The sequence below is a fragment of the Micromonospora okii genome, from assembly GCF_020884795.1.
Classification (GTDB): domain Bacteria; phylum Actinomycetota; class Actinomycetes; order Mycobacteriales; family Micromonosporaceae; genus Micromonospora; species Micromonospora okii.
The window spans coordinates 66,575-81,613 of the sequence record NZ_BBZF01000016.1; the positions used below are offsets into that span (position 1 = coordinate 66,575).

General features: G+C 76.2%; 12 protein-coding genes. 6 read left to right on the forward strand and 6 right to left on the reverse strand.

Going from position 1 to position 15,039, the window contains the following annotated elements; all coding sequences use genetic code 11:
* Positions 1–127 precede the first annotated feature (127 nt).
* Positions 128–1,243 carry a DUF8832 domain-containing protein gene (locus LPU43_RS12210; protein WP_229400440.1) on the forward strand — a complete coding sequence of 372 codons (1,116 nt, stop codon included), beginning with the start codon at positions 128–130 and terminating at the stop codon, positions 1,241–1,243.
* Between the two features lie 64 nt (positions 1,244–1,307).
* On the opposite strand, the gene LPU43_RS12215 is transcribed toward LPU43_RS12210, so the two are convergent.
* From LPU43_RS12215 to LPU43_RS12235, 5 genes are all read right to left on the reverse strand, one after another.
* Positions 1,308–1,724, reverse strand: coding sequence for a helix-turn-helix domain-containing protein (locus tag LPU43_RS12215; RefSeq protein WP_229400441.1), 417 nt, complete (start codon positions 1,722–1,724; stop codon positions 1,308–1,310).
* 210 nt (positions 1,725–1,934) lie between these two features.
* Positions 1,935–3,185, reverse strand: a complete 1,251-nt coding sequence (locus LPU43_RS12220; RefSeq protein WP_229400442.1) for a class I SAM-dependent methyltransferase — start codon at positions 3,183–3,185, stop codon at positions 1,935–1,937.
* A gap of 288 nt (positions 3,186–3,473) precedes the next feature.
* Positions 3,474–5,159, reverse strand: a complete 1,686-nt coding sequence (locus tag LPU43_RS12225) for a DEAD/DEAH box helicase (RefSeq protein WP_229400443.1) — start codon at positions 5,157–5,159, stop codon at positions 3,474–3,476.
* A 655-nt stretch (positions 5,160–5,814) separates the two neighbouring features.
* A complete protein-coding gene (locus LPU43_RS12230) occupies positions 5,815–6,042 on the reverse strand; it encodes a DUF3107 domain-containing protein (RefSeq protein ID WP_117665019.1) in 228 nt (75 codons plus the stop codon).
* 65 nt (positions 6,043–6,107) lie between these two features.
* The gene (locus tag LPU43_RS12235) at positions 6,108–6,746 is read right to left on the reverse strand and encodes a TetR/AcrR family transcriptional regulator (protein ID WP_229400444.1); all 639 of its coding nucleotides are present in this window, start codon (positions 6,744–6,746) and stop codon (positions 6,108–6,110) included.
* Positions 6,747–6,894: 148 nt separating this feature from the next.
* On the opposite strand from LPU43_RS12235, the gene LPU43_RS12240 reads away from it, so the two are divergent.
* The 5 genes from LPU43_RS12240 to moeZ all read left to right on the forward strand — a co-directional run bounded on the left by LPU43_RS12240 (position 6,895) and on the right by moeZ (position 13,703).
* Positions 6,895–9,306: a hypothetical protein gene (locus tag LPU43_RS12240; protein ID WP_229400445.1), complete on the forward strand. Its 2,412-nt coding sequence runs from the start codon at positions 6,895–6,897 to the stop codon at positions 9,304–9,306.
* Between the two features lie 86 nt (positions 9,307–9,392).
* On the forward strand, positions 9,393–10,367 hold the full coding sequence (locus tag LPU43_RS12245; RefSeq protein ID WP_229400446.1) for an alpha/beta fold hydrolase: 975 nt from the start codon (positions 9,393–9,395) through the stop codon (positions 10,365–10,367).
* Between the two features lie 5 nt (positions 10,368–10,372).
* A complete protein-coding gene (locus LPU43_RS12250; RefSeq protein WP_373321698.1) occupies positions 10,373–11,470 on the forward strand; it encodes a DUF3152 domain-containing protein in 1,098 nt (365 codons plus the stop codon).
* Positions 11,471–11,588: 118 nt separating this feature from the next.
* Complete coding sequence (locus tag LPU43_RS12255; RefSeq protein ID WP_229400447.1) at positions 11,589–12,389, forward strand: DUF3152 domain-containing protein; 801 nt, start codon at positions 11,589–11,591, stop codon at positions 12,387–12,389.
* Positions 12,390–12,479: 90 nt separating this feature from the next.
* The gene (moeZ, locus tag LPU43_RS12260; protein ID WP_229400448.1) at positions 12,480–13,703 is read left to right on the forward strand and encodes an adenylyltransferase/sulfurtransferase MoeZ; all 1,224 of its coding nucleotides are present in this window, start codon (positions 12,480–12,482) and stop codon (positions 13,701–13,703) included.
* Positions 13,704–13,749: 46 nt separating this feature from the next.
* Here moeZ and LPU43_RS12265 read toward each other — a convergent pair whose 3' ends face one another.
* Complete coding sequence (locus LPU43_RS12265) at positions 13,750–14,994, reverse strand: glutamate-5-semialdehyde dehydrogenase (protein WP_229400449.1); 1,245 nt, start codon at positions 14,992–14,994, stop codon at positions 13,750–13,752.
* Positions 14,995–15,039: the final 45 nt, after the last annotated feature.

Sequence of the window (15,039 nt, forward strand, 5' to 3'; positions counted from 1 at the left end):
GCAGGCCCCTACCGCCGGCCGCCGGGGCGATCGAGGCGGAAAGTTCCCGGGCGGCGCGGATTGCGATCGGTGCCACGCCGTGTCGCCGCTGGTCGGGTGGTAGGTCACCCGGCGGTACCGTGTGCCCATGACCGACGAGCGACCCGCCACGCGCGCCCCCGGGGCGCGGGACGCCGCACCCGCCCCGGAGCCGACGGGGCCGCCGCTGTCCGCCCCGGAGCAGGCCGAAGTGCCGCTCTTCGCCCCGGACTCGACCGGCGATGCTGCGGGGGCGTCGCCGGCCGCTCCAGAGCGCGCCGCGCCGGACGGGGACGGGGTGCTGGTCGATCGGGGCACGGTGCGGCTCGCACTGGTGGTGGGCGGGCTGGTGCTCGCGGTGCTGCTCGGGTTCGGCCTCGGGCGGCTCGACCCGCCCACGGCGGCCGCGACCGCGCTGACCTCGGCGGAGGCGGGCACGGACGATCATGCCCACGCGCCCGGCACCGGGGCGCACGAGCACGCGGGCGGCGTCGGCTCCGGTGACGTCGGCTCCGGCGCGAGCGAGGTCGGCGGCCTCGCGGTGAGCGCCGGGGGGTGGACGCTGGCCCCGCTGTCGACCGGCTTCGCCGCCGGCCGGCCGGGCGAACTCCGGTTCCAGGTGCGCGACGGGCGGGGGCGGCCGGTCACCCGGTTCGCGGTCGTGCACGACAAGCCGATGCACCTGATCATCGTCCGCCGGGACCTCACCGGGTTCCAGCACCTCCACCCGGCGATGGCGGCGGACGGCACCTGGTCGGTGCCGCTCACCCTGCCGGGGCCGGGCGTGTGGCGGGCGTACGCGGACTTCACCCTGGTCACCGGGGACGGCGGGCAGAGCGCCCTGACCCTGGGCGTCGACCTGGCCGTTCCCGGCGGGTACGCGCCCCGGCCCCTGCCGCCGGCGGCCCGCACCGACACCGTGGACGGCTTCACCGTGAGCTGGTCCGGTGAACCCAAGGTGGGCGCTACCCGGCCGCTGCGGTTCCAGGTCCGGGCCGGCGACACGACCCCGGAGCTGGAGCGCTACCTGGGGGCGTACGGGCACCTGGTGGCGCTGCGGGAGGGGGACCTGGGGTACCTGCACGTGCATCCGGAGGCGGGCCCGGCGACGGACGGGATCAGCTTCCAGTTGACCGTACCGGGGCCGGGGCGGTACCGGCTCTACCTGGACTTCCAGGTGGCCGGCGTGGTGCGGACCGCCGAGTTCACCCTCACGGTTCCCTGACCCGGGCGACCCGGGCACGCGGCCGCCGGTCCGGCCGGGGTGGTCAGTCGGCCGGGGCGGCGGGTCAGCCGGCGCGGCGGACGGGCCGGCGGGCCAGGTAGCGGAGCAGGTCGCGGATGTGGTGCTTCTCCTCGGCCGGCACGGCCGGGTCGGCCAACCGCTGGAGGATGACCCGGACGTCCGCCTCGACCGGGGCCTCCTCGCCCCGGCGGCGCGGGACGGTGCCCGCGTCGGGCAGGCCGAGCGCCCGGAAGGCCGCCGCCACCGGCAGGTCGAGCGCCGCGCAGAAGCCCCGCACCTTCGCCAGCTCGGGGTAGTCCTGCCAGTCACCGGCCAGCCAGCGGAAAACTGTGGAGCGCCCCACCCCGGTGTGCGCCGCGAGGTCGGTGACGGTCCAGCCGCGCTCCTCGCGGGCGTCGTCGATGGCGCGCCGCACGAAGCGGGCGAAGGCCATCTGGGGCGAAACCTCTGGCGAAGCCATTCCTGCGCGGTCTTCCTTCCGGCCCGAGCACCGGACGGTGCCCACCGAGAGTAGTACCACCGACGACGGAAGCAAGCGCCCGCCTGCCCGGTTCGCCGGACTCGTGGTACTCCGGGGCCGGTGACCTGCGAAGATTGCTCGCATTGTTCCGTCGGGGTGGAGGGGCCCGCGATCCGGCGCGGCGGCCGGCCGGGGAGAGGTCGAGCGGAGTCAGTCGGTCGAGGGCACCTCGACCCGTTCGGCGGGGGACGCGGCCGGTTCGGCAGGGGACGCGGTTCCGGCGAGGGAGGCCCGCCCCGCAGGGGACGCGGGGGCGGTCGGGGCGGCGAGGAGCGTCTCCAGGCGGGGGATGACCCGCCACTGGTCGACCAGCGCCCGGTACTCCGCCCGCTGCTCGGCCGACGGCCCGCCACCGGCCCGGCGCGCCCGGATCAGCAGGTTCCGGGGGGTGTGCCGGGAGTCGACGAACTCCACCACCTCGGTCCGGTACCCGTGCAGCCGCAGCAGCGCGGCCCGCAGCGAGTCGGTCAGCACGTCCGCGAAGCGCTCGCGCAGGATGCCCTGCCGGGTCAGCAGGTCGTACGGGGCCGGGGCCGGCCGGGCGCGGAGCTGGGCGGCGAGGTCGTGGTGGCAGCACGGGGCGGCGAGCACCCAGCGGGCACCCCAGCGGACCGCCCGGGCCAGCGCCTCGTCCGTGGCGGTGTCGCAGGCGTGCAGCGCCAGCACCAGGTCGGGCGCGGGCTCGACCACCGCGTCGGCGATCGTGCCGGCGACGAAGCCCACCCGGTCGGCCCAGCCCAGCCGCTCGGCCAACTCGGTGTTGCGCCGCCGCTGGTCCTCGCGCACGTCGACGCCGACCAGCCGCACGTCCAGCCCCCGCTGGGTGAGGTACCGGTACGCGGCGAAGGTCAGGTACGCGTTGCCGCAGCCCAGGTCGACCACCCGCAGCGGCCCCGTGAGGTCGTCCGGCAGGGTGGCGGCCAGCGCCCGGAGGAAGGCGTCCACCTGCCGCCGCTTCGCCGCCGACCCGCCGATCTCGGCGAAGATCTCGTCGCCCGGGTCGAGCAGCCACTCCTTGGCCCGGTCGTGGCCCTGCGGCTCGACCGTCGGCCGGGCGGCGGTGGCCCGGTGCACCTGCGCCTCGCCGGACTTGGTCACCCGGAGCTGGAGCGTCACGTCGGCGGTCTCCACGTGCCAGTTGCCGAACGGCTCGGCCAGCAGCTCGTCCACCGCCGCGTCGGCCTCCGCGCCGGGCGCGACGTTGCGGGTGTGCGGCCGGGCCCCGTCCGAGGTGGCGATCTGCAACCGGGGGCCGGCCTTGAGGGCGACCGGGCGCAGCTCGGCGCGGACCACCGAGGGCCGGTGCCCCCGGCGACGGCCGGCGGCGACCGCCCGGGTCAGGGCGGGGTCGAGCAGCAGGGAGCGGACCTCGGTGAGGGCGGCGTCCAGCGGTTCGGGCATCTGTTCATCTTCCGTGATCCACACCGGGTCGCCGGCATGGCGGGGTCGGCGCGCTCGGCACCCCGCCATGCCGGCGCAACGGAGTCGATCATGCGGCCGGACCGGGCGGGACATAGCGGACGCGGGCAGGGCGAGGCAGGGCCGGCGAGGCGAGGGGCGGGGCAGGCCGGCGGGACATGGCGGACGCGGGGCAGGGCGGGCGCAGGCGCGGCGCAAGGTTGACGGGGAACGGGACATCCCCCGCTCCGGGCGGGCCGGGGCGGGGGATGTCGACGCGTAGCGCGTGGGTCAGTCGGCGGTCGCCTCGGCCGGCGTACCCGCGCCGGAACCGCCACCCCGGCGGCGTCGGCGGCGGCGCGGCCGGCCCGGCTCGCCCTCGGACGCGGCCGGCCCGCCGTCGGACGACTCGGCGGTGGTCACCGCGGACGACTCGGCGGAGATCACCGCGGTCGGCTCGCCGGCGACCACCTCGCCCGCCCGGCGGCGACGCCGGCGGCGCGGGGTGCGGGTGCCCTCCTCGCCGGATTCCTCCGCCGGCGCACCGGCGTCGGGGGCGGCGGCGTCCGCGCCGGAGCGGCCCCGGCGGCGCTCGCCGCCACGGCCGCGCGACTCGCCGCGCCGGGCGCCCCGGCCGCCGCTGTCGCCGCGCCGGGACCGGCCGCCCAGGTCCTCCTCGACCTCCGCCGACAGCCCGGCCCGGGTTCGCTCCGCCGTGGGCAGGGTGCCGGTGACCTCCCGGGAGATGTCCAGGTCGGTGTAGAGGTGCGGCGAGGTGTGGTACGTCTCCTGCGGCTCCGGCATGTCCAGCCCGAGCGTCTTGTCGATGATCCGCCAGCGGGGCATGTCGTCCCAGTCGACGAAGGTCACCGCCACGCCGGTGGCGCCGGCCCGGCCGGTACGCCCGATCCGGTGGGTGTAGGTGTCCTGGTCCTCGGGGCAGTCGTAGTTGATGACGTGAGTCACGCCGCTGACGTCCAGCCCCCGGGCCGCCACGTCGGTCGCCACCAGGATGTCGATCTTGCCGGCCCGGAACGCGCGCAGCGCCCGTTCCCGGGCGCCCTGGCCCAGGTCACCGTGCACGGCGGCCACGGCGAAGCCCCGGAAGTCGAGATCCTCGGCCACCCGGTCGGCGGCCCGCTTCGTGCGGGTGAAGATCATGGTGAGGCCGCGCCCCTCCGCCTGGAGGATGCGCGCCACGATCTCGATCTTGTTCATCGAGTGGGTGCGGTAGACGAGCTGCTGGGTCTGCGGCGACGGCCCGGTCTCGGCGGTGTGCCCCGCGTGGATCGTCACCGGCCGGCGCAGGAAGCGCCGGGACAGCGCGACGATCGGGTCCGGCATGGTGGCCGAGAAGAGCATCGTCTGCCGGTCCTCCGGCAGCATCGCCAGGATCTTCTCGACGTCGTCGAGGAAGCCGAGGTCGAGCATCCGGTCGGCCTCGTCGAGGACCAGCGCGTGCACGCGGTCGAGCCGTAGGTGCTTCTGCTTGGCCAGGTCCAGCAGCCGCCCCGGCGTGCCGACCAGGATCTCCACGCCCTTGCGGAGCGCGTCGACCTGGGGCTCGTACGCCACGCCGCCGTAGATCGGCAGCACCCGGACGCCCCGCGTCCGGCCGGCGGCGTCGAGGTCCTTGGCGACCTGGATGCCCAGCTCGCGGGTGGGCACGACGACGAGGGCCTGCGGCACGCCGTCGCTGCCCTCGGCGGGGGCGAAGACGCGCTCCAGCAGCGGCACGCCGAAGCCGAGGGTCTTGCCGGTGCCCGTGGGCGCCTGGCCGATGAGGTCGGTGCCGCGCAGGCCGATCGGGAGCGCGTACTCCTGGATGGCGAAGGCGCGGGTGATGCCGGCCGCGGCCAGCGCCTCGACGGTCTCCGGCCGTGCGCCGAGCTCGGCGAAGGTGGGAGCCTCGGGGCGGACCGGGGCGATCGGGGCCAGCTCCTGGCCCTCTGTGAGATCGGAAATCTGCTCGCTCATATGGATTTGGGGGTGCCCTCTCGTGGTGCGCCCCGTCATGTCCTCAGGGCGCGGTCGGCAGGTGCGCGGGCCACACGGTCGGGGGGCGGGAGTGCCGAGCCGGACCGGGCCGCACGCGCGCCGCGAGCGGGAATTCGAATCGACCTGACATCGGTCAGACTGATCATCGGTCAGACTGACGTCGGTCGTCGGTCAGATCGGAGCCCGCGGCAACTACCCGATACTACCCGAGCCGATCCGATGTCGTCCCTGTTCAGTAGGGGAACCCAGCAGTCGGGGGCCTTGATTGTGACATGCGTCACTAAGTTATACCCCTTTTGGGGGATTTTGGTGCCTCGTGGGGCAGTTGCGGGCGCTGATATGCGCCCCCTCCGCGAGGGTGCCCACCGAGCGGATCACCTGGGGCGGGAGGGCCTGGGGCTGGAGGGCGGGGCGAGGAAGGGCTGATCCGCCTGACGACCGCGCACACCGGCCAGCCGCCGCGCACACCGCTCGACCATTCACACCGCTTCACCACGCGCTCCGCCCGGCCGCCACCGCCGTGGGCCGCCCCCGCAACCGGCTGGCCGCAGCGGCCGACCGGGCGCGTCGCCCCGCGCGGCGGCGTCCGTGACGGCGGGCGGCGTCGCCCGCCCCGCCACGGACGCCCGACGGATCAGCGGACGGTGAAACCGACCGCCCGGGGCGACGCCTCGGCGATCTCGACGTAGGCGACCTTGGAGACCGGCACGATGACCCGCCGGCCCTTCTCGTCGGTCAGGGAGAGCGTGCCCTCGCCCTTGGCGATGGCGTCGGTCACGATCTGCTCGATCTCGGCCGGCGACTGCGCGCTCTCCAGAACCAGCTCGCGCGGCGCGTACTGCACGCCGATCTTGACCTCCACGGTGCCTCCTCAACTGGGGCGAAAAAGCCGCCGTGGGAAGGCTATCCGATCTCGTGGCCGGATGTTCAGGCTGACTCACCCTGCAGGGGGAAGCTCGCGATGCCCCGCCAGGACAGGGCGGCGACGAGCGCCTCGGCCTCGGCCTTGGGGAGCTGCCGGCCCCGGGCCAGCCAGAACTGCGCCGCCGTCTCCGCCGCGCCGACCAGGCCGGAGGCGAGCAGCTCGGCGTGCGCCCGGCTCACGCCGGTGTCGGAGATGATGGTGTCGGTGATGGCCGCGATGCAGCCCTGCTCCACCCGCTCGACCCGCTGCCGGACCGCCGGGTCGTTGCGCAGGTCGGACTCGAAGACCAGGCGGAACGCCTCGCTCTCGTGGTCGACGAAGTCGAAGTACGCGCGGACCGACGCGCTGACCCGCTCCTTGTTGTCGTTGGTGCCCCGCATCGCGTCGCGCACCTTGGCCACGATCGCGTCGCAGTGCGTGTCCAGCAGCGCCAGGTAGAGGTCCATCTTGCCCGGGAAGTGCTGGTAGAGCACCGGCTTCGAGACCCCCGCCCGCTCGGCGATGTCATCCATCGCCGCAGCGTGGTAGCCCTGCGCGACGAACACCTCCTGCGCCGCCGCGAGCAGCTGCTTGCGCCGCGCGGAGCGGGGCAGGCGCGTGGGCCGGCCGGCGGTCTGGGCACCGTTCCCCACAGCCGTCATGGGAACCTCCGAAACTGGTCGTACGAGCCGGCACTAAACACCCGAACCGGTCGGGGTCGATGAGCCCTCGGCGGAATTGGCCGCCGCTGTAACTTATCGCCACTGTCACCACACGGTAGCCTCAGCGGGGGCGACCAAGGAGCGCGCGGTGAGTGAAACAGGGCAACCCGGTGCCGCCACCCCGGGAGAGCACGGTGACGAACCGGGTCAGCAGGACGACCTGGCCCGTCCCGTCGGCGGGTGGGCGCCTCCGGCGTCCGGCTGGTCCGGCGGCGGTGACGTCGCCGGGGCCCGGGACGCGGGATCGCCCTGGCACCGGCCGGAGCCGCCCTCCGGCTGGGCCGCCTCGTCGCCCCGGCACGGCGACCTGCCGGCGCCGCTGCCCGGCCTGCCGGCCGATTCCGAGCCGCCGGCCCGGACCAACGGCCACCACCCGCACCTCAACGGCGTGAGCCACACCGGGGAGGAGCCTCCGGTGGGCCGCCCGGGGCCGGTCAGCGCGCCGCCGTTCGCCGACGTGGGGCGCGAGGCCCACGACGACCGGGTGGCCGTCCCCGCGCAGCGTCCCGCCCCGGCGGGGGAGCGGCCCGTCAGGGGGCAGCCGGAGGCCGGCCCCGCCCGGCACTCCTCCGACGACCCGTCGGCCCCCCGCGCGAGCCGCTGGTCGGACGGATACCCGGGGCACGACCCGGCCGGTCCCGCCCACCGCTCGGGTGGCGACGAGGTCGGCCGCCCGCCCGCCGACGAGCGCGGGGTCGGGCGGGGTCGCCCCGACGAGCGCGCCCCGCTGCCGGAGCCGGGCTGGGCCGGCCCCGACTGGAACCGCCCGAGCTGGAGCGGGGGTTGGGCCCCGCCGTGGGCCCGCGACCAGGAGGAGCCGGCCGGCCGCCGGGCCCGGGACGACGACGAGCGCCTCGGCTGGCGGGGCCGCGAGGAGGACGAGCTGGTCGGCCGCCGAATGCGCGAGGAGGACGAGCCGGTCGGCCGCCGGGCCCGCGAGGACCGGGCCGCCGACTGGGCCCCCGAGCCGAGCCGGGGCTACCCGCCGGAGCCGAGCCGCCCCCACGCCGCCGAGCAGGCCCGCCCGTACGAGCCGGTGGGGGACGAGTCCGCCCGGCCGTACCCGCCGCCGGTGGGGGACGAGCCCGCGCGGCCGTACCCGGCCATGGACCCGACCGAGCTGCGGGCCGCCCGGCCGTTCCGGCTGCGCCCGGTCCCCGAGGACGCCTCGGCCGACGAAGCCCTCGGCCACCCGCCGACCCCCACCGCTGCCGGGCCGGTCGCCGCGCCGGTCAGCAGCGGGATCGGCCGGCTCGTCCGCACCCCGCCCGAGCCGGCCCCGACGGAGACCTCCCCGTACGCGGCGGAGACGTCCCCTTACGCGGCCCGCCGGCTCGCGGCCGACCAGTTCCCCCCGGCCGACGAGGGCCGGCAGCCGGACCACGCCTCGGCGGTCCTGCCGCAGCGCGTCCCCGCCGAGCCGGACGTGCCCGTCGTGCCGGAGCCGCCGGCCGTGGATCCTCCCGCCGAGACCCCGGAGCTCGCCCGCATCGCCACCCACCTGCGGCGCGACGACGAGCCCGCACCGCCGCAGGAGCGGCCCGAGGGCTTCGACGTCAACGCCATCCTCGACGCCGTCCGGGGCGTCGCCGGGGTGCGCGACGCGGCGCTGCGCCGCACCCAGGCCGGCGCGCACAGCCTTCGGCTGGACCTCGCCGACGGCGCCGACCCGGCCGAGGTGAGCCGGCAGGTGGCCCGGCTGCTCCAGGATCGGATGGGGCTGGCCGCCGCGCCGCAGAACATCCCCGGCATGCCGAGCGCCCCGCCCCCGCCCCCGCCCGTGCGTCGCCGCTCGGCCGAGGCGCGGGTCGACCACCGCACCGACCCACGGAACCCCGTCGCTCGGGCGCCGGAGGGCCGGCCCGCCGAGGTGCCGCCGCGCCGGGCCGATCCGGCGGGGGAGCCGCCCCGCCGACGCCGCCAGGCCAGCGCCCACCGGGGCCGGGCCGCCGTGGAGGAGCCGGGCCAGGGGGTCGCCTTCCCGCCCGGCGTCGCCACGGGCAGCCCGGCGACGCTCGCCGCGTCGTACTCGGGCGGGCAGATGACCACGACGGAGACCGCGCCGTCGCGTCCGCTGGACACCGGCGGCGTGCCGGGCCCGCGCGTGGTGATCGACCACGTCCAGGTCAGCACCTTCGGCCTCGACGCCACGGTCGAGGTGCGCCTGCTCGCCGGGGCGGAGAGCGCGTCGGGGTACGCCAGCGGGCCCGCCGTCGACGGCTACCTGCTGCGGCTCTGCGCCGTGGCCGCCGCCGCGGCGGTGGACCGGCTGCTGCGCGACGGCGACCAGGAGCCGGACCGGGAGCGGTGCTTCGTCGAGCACGCTGCCGTGGTGTCGTTCGGCAACTGCGAGGTGGCCACGGTGGTGGTGCTGCTGGTCTGCGACGGCTGGGTCGAGCAGCTCGCCGGGTCGGCGCTGGTGGCCGGCGATCCCCGGCAGGCCGCCGTCCGGGCCACCCTCGCGGCGGTCAACCGACGGATCGAGGCGCTGCTGGCCTGACCGGGCGCGCGCCGATGCCGGCCCGGTCGCGGGCCGGGGCCCGGCGGGCAGACCGGAGCCCGGGGCCCGGCGGGCAGACTGGAGTCATGAAGAGCGCGACCCTCGGGCCGGACCATCTCCTTCCCCCGCACGCGGTCCCGCCGCCGTGGCCGGGCCGGGAGGTACGCCTCGACGGCTCGGTCACCTACGTCCGCGACACCCCGGCGACCGCGCCCGACGCCGAGCCGGCGCTCTACGTGCACGGCCTCGGCGGCTCCTCGCAGAACTGGACCGATCTTGCGGGGCTGCTCGCCGACCGGCTCGACGGCCAGGCCATCGACCTGCCCGGCTTCGGCCGCAGCGAGCCGGCCCGCCGCTACACGGTGCCCGCCCTCGCCGACCGGGTGGTCCGCTGGATCGAGCACTCCGCCCGGGGGCCGGTGCACCTGTTCGGCAACTCGCTGGGCGGTGCGGCCTCGGTGCGGGTGGCGGCGCTGCGCCCCGACCTGGTGCGGACGCTGACGCTGGTCTCCCCGGCGCTGCCCTTCCTGGACTTCCGCCGTTCGTTGCAGGGCCGGATGCTGCCGGTGCTGGCGGTGCCCCGGGGCGCGCGCCTCGTCGGCTGGTACCTGGCCCGGCTGGACCCCGAGGTGATGGCGGGCCAGGTGCTGAGGTCCTGCGTGGCGGACCTGACCCGGATCAGCGACCAGCGCCGGCAGGAGGCGCTGGAGGAGCTGCGGGAGTGCTACCGGGCCGCGCACTACGGCGCCGTCTACGTGGGCGCGTTCCGTGGGCTGGTCTCCAGCTTCCTGCGCGCGTACCTGCCGGGGGCGGACTCGCTGTGGCGGCTCGCCGCCGCCGTGCCGGTGCCCACGCTGGTGATCGGCGGGTCGCACGACCGGCTCGTCGACGTGCGGGTGTCGCCGCGCACGGCCCGGGTGATCCCGGACAGCCGGCTGCTGATGCTGCGCGGGGTCGGGCACGTGGCGCAGATGGAGGTGCCGCGCACGGTGGCCCGCGCGGTGCTCGGGCTGCTCGCCGAGACGGCGGATGCAGCGCCGAGGCGGAACATGGCAAACTGACCGGGATGCCCGGTTTCCCGCTTCGCCCCGCCGCCCGTCCGCCCGCCGAGAGCGCCGAGAGCGCCGCGCCGGCGCGTACCGCCGCCCACCCCCGGTGGCGGGCCCTGCGGCCGGCCGCGCTCGCCGTGTGCGTGCTGGCCGGCGTGACCCTGCTCGCGGAGCGGCCCCCGGCCGACGCGATGTCCCCGGCCGGCGCGGCGGCACCGGCCGCCGGCCTGCCGGTCGCCGCGCCGCCGTCGACCCTGTCGGCCGTCCCCTCCGCCCCGGCGCTCCCGCCGGCCGCCGGCGCGCCCGCGTCGCCGCTCGCCACCCTGTCCGCGTGGCCGGTCCCGGGCCCGGAAACCCGGCCGCTCGCGCGCCCGGAGGCGAACCGGCCTCCTGCGGGCCCGGAGGCGGCGCGGCAGGTCGCGGGCCCGCCCGCGCCGCCGCCCGCCGGGGTGCCCGCCCCGCCGGTTGTCGGCGGAGGTGGGTCGCCGGACGCCACGTCTACCCCCGTGCTGCGGCTGCCGGGCCCGGTGCCGTCGGCGGGCCGGGGCGACTTCCGGTACGACGACCGGGGCGGCCCGGTGCTCGGCCGGGCCGGCGCGGTGCGCCGCTACCGGGTGGCGGTGGAGCGGGAGGCCGGCGAGGACGCGCGGGCCTTCGGCGCGGCGGTCCAGGAGGCCCTCGCGGGGCCGGGGAGCTGGGTGGACGGCGGGCGGCTGCGGCTGCGGCAGGTGCCGGGCGGGGCCCGCCACGACTTCACGGTGTACCTGGCGACGGCGCGCACGGCGGGCCGGATGTGCGCGGCCGGCGGGGTGGACATCCGGGTGGGCGGGCGGCCGTACACGTCCTGCCGCGCGCCCGGAAAGGTGATCATCAACCTGGACCGGTGGCGGACCTCGGTGCCGCACTACGTCTCGGCGGGCGTGCCGCTGGGGGTCTACCGGACGTACGTGGTGAACCACGAGGTCGGGCACGAGTTGGGGAACCGCCACGAGCGGTGCCCGAAGCGGGGTCGGCCCGCGCCGGTGATGATGCAGCAGACGCTCTTCCTGAACGGCTGCGTGGCGAACCCGTGGCCGTACCGGGACGGCCGCCGTTACACCGGCCCCCGGCTCTGACCCGCTCCCTCCCCCCCCAGGGAAAGGTGAGACGCGCTCGCGGTATCTGCGGCAAACGCGCCGAGATGCCCGTTTGGTCTGCCAGGCTGAGGGAGTGACTTCCGCGTACCCTCCCGGGGTGCCCCGCCCCGGGCGTCCGTACCCGCGTCGGGCCCGGTCCCGGGCGCGGCGACCGCACCCGCGCGGGCTGCTCGCCGTCCTCGCCGGGCTGGTGGCGCTCGCCGCCGGCGCGGCCCTGATCCTGGGTGCGGTCCTGGCCGGCATCGGCGGGGAGCCGACCGGGCAGGGGGCCGGCACGGCCGCCAGCACCGAGCCGGGCGGCCCGACGGACGACCCGACGGGCGTCCCGACCAGCGGCTCGGGCCGGTTCGCCGCCGCGACGGGGCAGTCCCCGGTACGGGGCGCGGGCGGGCCGGTGCACCGCTACCGCGTCCTCGTCGAGCGGGGCACCGGTCAGGACCCCGACGCCTTCGCCACCGCCGTCGACGACGCGCTCGGCGACCCGCGGAGCTGGATCGCCTCCGGCGAACTGCGGGTGCGGCGGGTGACCGACGAGGTCGACGCGGACTTCACCGTCTACCTGGCCACCCCGGCCACCTCGGAGCGGATGTGTGCGCTGGGCGGGCTGAGCACCGAGCGGTACACCTCGTGCCGGCTCCCCGGCCAGGTGATCATCAACCTGGCCCGGTGGATGGAGGCGGTACCCGACTACGACGCGCCGCTGGAGGTCTACCGGGCGTACGTCGTCAACCACGAGGTCGGGCACGAGTTCGGCGAGCTGCACGAGGCGTGCCCCGGCCTCGGCGAGCCCGCGCCGGTGATGCAGCAGCAGACGTACGGCCTGGACGGCTGCGTCGCCAACGCCTGGCCCTACCTCGACGGCGTCCGGTACGTGGGGGAGCCGACCGCCGGGCTGTGAGCGGCGGCGGAACGGCCGGGGTTATTCCCGCTCCCGCATGTCGGGCGACGTGTCTCCGCTCATGGCCGAGGGCGGCCCCCGCGAGCGACAATGGCGCGGTTGTTCCCACCCGCCGATCCCGGGGAGTCCACCGTGTCGCTGCCCCCGCTCGTCGAACCTGCCGCCGAGCTGACCGTTGACGAGATCCGCCGCTACTCGCGCCACCTGATCATCCCCGACGTCGGGGTCGAGGGGCAGAAGCGGCTGAAGAACGCCCGGGTGCTCTGCGTGGGCGCCGGCGGCCTCGGCTCACCGGCCCTGCTGTACCTCGCCGCAGCCGGCGTCGGGACGCTCGGCATCATCGACTTCGACACCGTCGACGAGTCCAACCTCCAGCGGCAGGTCATCCACGGCGTCTCCGACGTCGGCCGGTCCAAGGCCGAGTCGGCCGCCGCGTCGATCCGGGAGATCAACCCGCTGGTCACCGTGGAGATCCACAACACGGCGCTGGACCGGGACAACGTCCGGGAGATCTTCTCCGGCTACGACCTGATCGTCGACGGCACCGACAACTTCGCCACCCGGTACATGGTCAACGACGCGGCGGTGCTGCTCGGCAAGCCGTACGTCTGGGGCTCGATCTACCGGTTCGACGGCCAGGCGTCGGTGTTCTGGGCCGAGCACGGCCCCTGCTACCGCTGCCTCTACCCGGAGCCCCCGCCGCCCGGCATGGTCCCGTCCTGCGCCGAGGGCGGCGTGCTCGGCGTGCTCTGCGCGTCCATCGGCTCGATCCAGGTCAACGAGGCGATCAAGCTGCTCGCCGGCATCGGCGAGCCGCTCGTCGGCCGGCTGATGGTCTACGACGCCCTGGAGATGAGCTACCGCAAGATCAAGGTTCGGAAGGACCCGAACTGCGCGCTCTGCGGCGAGAACCCGACGGTCACCGACCTGCTGGAGGACTACGAGGACTTCTGCGGCGCGGTCTCCGAGGAGGCGCAGGAGGCGGTCGTCGACTCGACCATCACCGCCGCCGAGCTGAAGGAGTGGCAGGACAGCGGCAAGGATGTCTTCCTGGTCGACGTCCGCGAGCCCGCCGAGTACGAGATCGTCCGCATCCCCGGGGCCACGCTGATCCCGAAGGGCGACATCCTCTCCGGCGAGGCCCTGTCGAAGCTGCCGCAGGACCGGCAGGTCGTGCTGCACTGCAAGTCCGGCGTCCGCTCGGCGGAGGCGCTCGCCGCGCTCAAGGCGGCCGGGTTCCGCGACGCGGTGCACGTCCAGGGCGGAATCCTGTCCTGGATCAAGCAGATCGACCCGTCGCTCCCGGCGTACTGACGAACGCAAGGAGGGGCCCCTGTCACAGGGGCCCCTCCTTACGACCTCACCCCCGCAGGTGGCCGTCGCCCGTCACCACGTACTTCGTGCTCGTCAGCTCCGGCAGGCCCATCGGCCCCCGGGCGTGCAGCTTCTGCGTCGAGATGCCGATCTCCGCGCCGAAGCCGAACTCCCCGCCGTCGGTGAACCGGGTCGACGCGTTCACCATCACGGCCGCCGCGTCGACCCGGGCCACGAACTCGCGGGCCGCCGACTGGGACTCGGTGACGATCGCCTCGGTGTGTCCGGTGCCGTACCGCCGGATGTGCGCGACCGCCGCGTCCAGCGAGTCGACGACGGCGACCGAGATGTCCGCCGACAGGTACTCGGTGGCGTGGTCCTCCTCGGTGGCCGGCACGACGGCGGCGGAGTGCGCGGCGACCTCGGGGGAGCCGTGCACGGTGACCCCGGCCTCGGCGAACGCGGCCAGCACCGCCGGCAGGAAGGCGTCCGCGATCCCCGCGTGCACCAGCAGCGACTCGGCGGTGTTGCAGGTGGAGAGGCGCTGCGTCTTGGCGTTCAGGGTGATCGCGACGGCCTTCGCGACGTCGGCGGCGGCGTCGACGTACACGTGGCAGTTGCCCACGCCCGTCTCGATCACCGGCACGGTCGACTCCTCGACCACGGTGCGGATCAGCGACGCGCCGCCGCGCGGGATCAGCACGTCGACCAGGCCGCGGGCCCGCATCAGCTCCTTGACCGAGTCGCGGGAGCTGGCGTCGAGGAGCTGCACGGCGTCCGCCGGCAGGCCGGCCGAGGCGACCGCGTCGCGCAGCACCGCGACCAGGGCGGCGTTGGAGTGCGCCGCCGAGCCCGAGCCGCGCAGCAGCGCAGCGTTGCCGGACTTCAGGCAGATCCCGGCGGCGTCCACGGTCACGTTCGGGCGGGCCTCGTAGATGATCCCGACCACCCCGAACGGCACCCGGACCTGCCGCAGCTCCAGCCCGTTGGGCAGGGTCGAGCCGCGCACCACCTCACCCACCGGGTCGGGCAGCGCGGCCATCTCGCGCAGCGCGTCGGCGATGCCGGCCACCCGGGCGTCGTCGAGGGCGAGCCGGTCGAGCACGGCCGCGCTCAGCCCGGCCTCGCGCCCGGCCGCCAGGTCCGCCGCGTTCGCGGTCACGATCTCCCCGGTACGCGCCACGAGCGCGTCCGCCATCGCCCCCAGCGCGGCGTCCTTGGCGGTACGGGTGGCGACGGCCAGCGCCTCCGCCGCGTCCCGGGCCCGCCGGGCCTGCTCGACGACGCTCATCCTGTCCACTCCTCACGTGTTGGGAAGGGGCCCCTGTACAACGGA

Coding starts and splice junctions, on each gene's coding strand:
- LPU43_RS12210 (WP_229400440.1), top strand. CDS start 128: ATGACCGACGAGCGACCCGCCACGCGCGCCCCCGGGGCGCGGGACGCC.
- LPU43_RS12215 (WP_229400441.1), bottom strand. CDS start 1,724: ATGGCTTCGCCAGAGGTTTCGCCCCAGATGGCCTTCGCCCGCTTCGTG.
- LPU43_RS12220 (WP_229400442.1), bottom strand. CDS start 3,185: ATGCCCGAACCGCTGGACGCCGCCCTCACCGAGGTCCGCTCCCTGCTG.
- LPU43_RS12225 (WP_229400443.1), bottom strand. CDS start 5,159: ATGAGCGAGCAGATTTCCGATCTCACAGAGGGCCAGGAGCTGGCCCCG.
- LPU43_RS12235 (WP_229400444.1), bottom strand. CDS start 6,746: ATGACGGCTGTGGGGAACGGTGCCCAGACCGCCGGCCGGCCCACGCGC.
- LPU43_RS12245 (WP_229400446.1), top strand. CDS start 9,393: ATGAAGAGCGCGACCCTCGGGCCGGACCATCTCCTTCCCCCGCACGCG.
- LPU43_RS12250 (WP_373321698.1), top strand. CDS start 10,373: ATGCCCGGTTTCCCGCTTCGCCCCGCCGCCCGTCCGCCCGCCGAGAGC.
- moeZ (WP_229400448.1), top strand. CDS start 12,480: ATGGCGCGGTTGTTCCCACCCGCCGATCCCGGGGAGTCCACCGTGTCG.
- LPU43_RS12265 (WP_229400449.1), bottom strand. CDS start 14,994: ATGAGCGTCGTCGAGCAGGCCCGGCGGGCCCGGGACGCGGCGGAGGCG.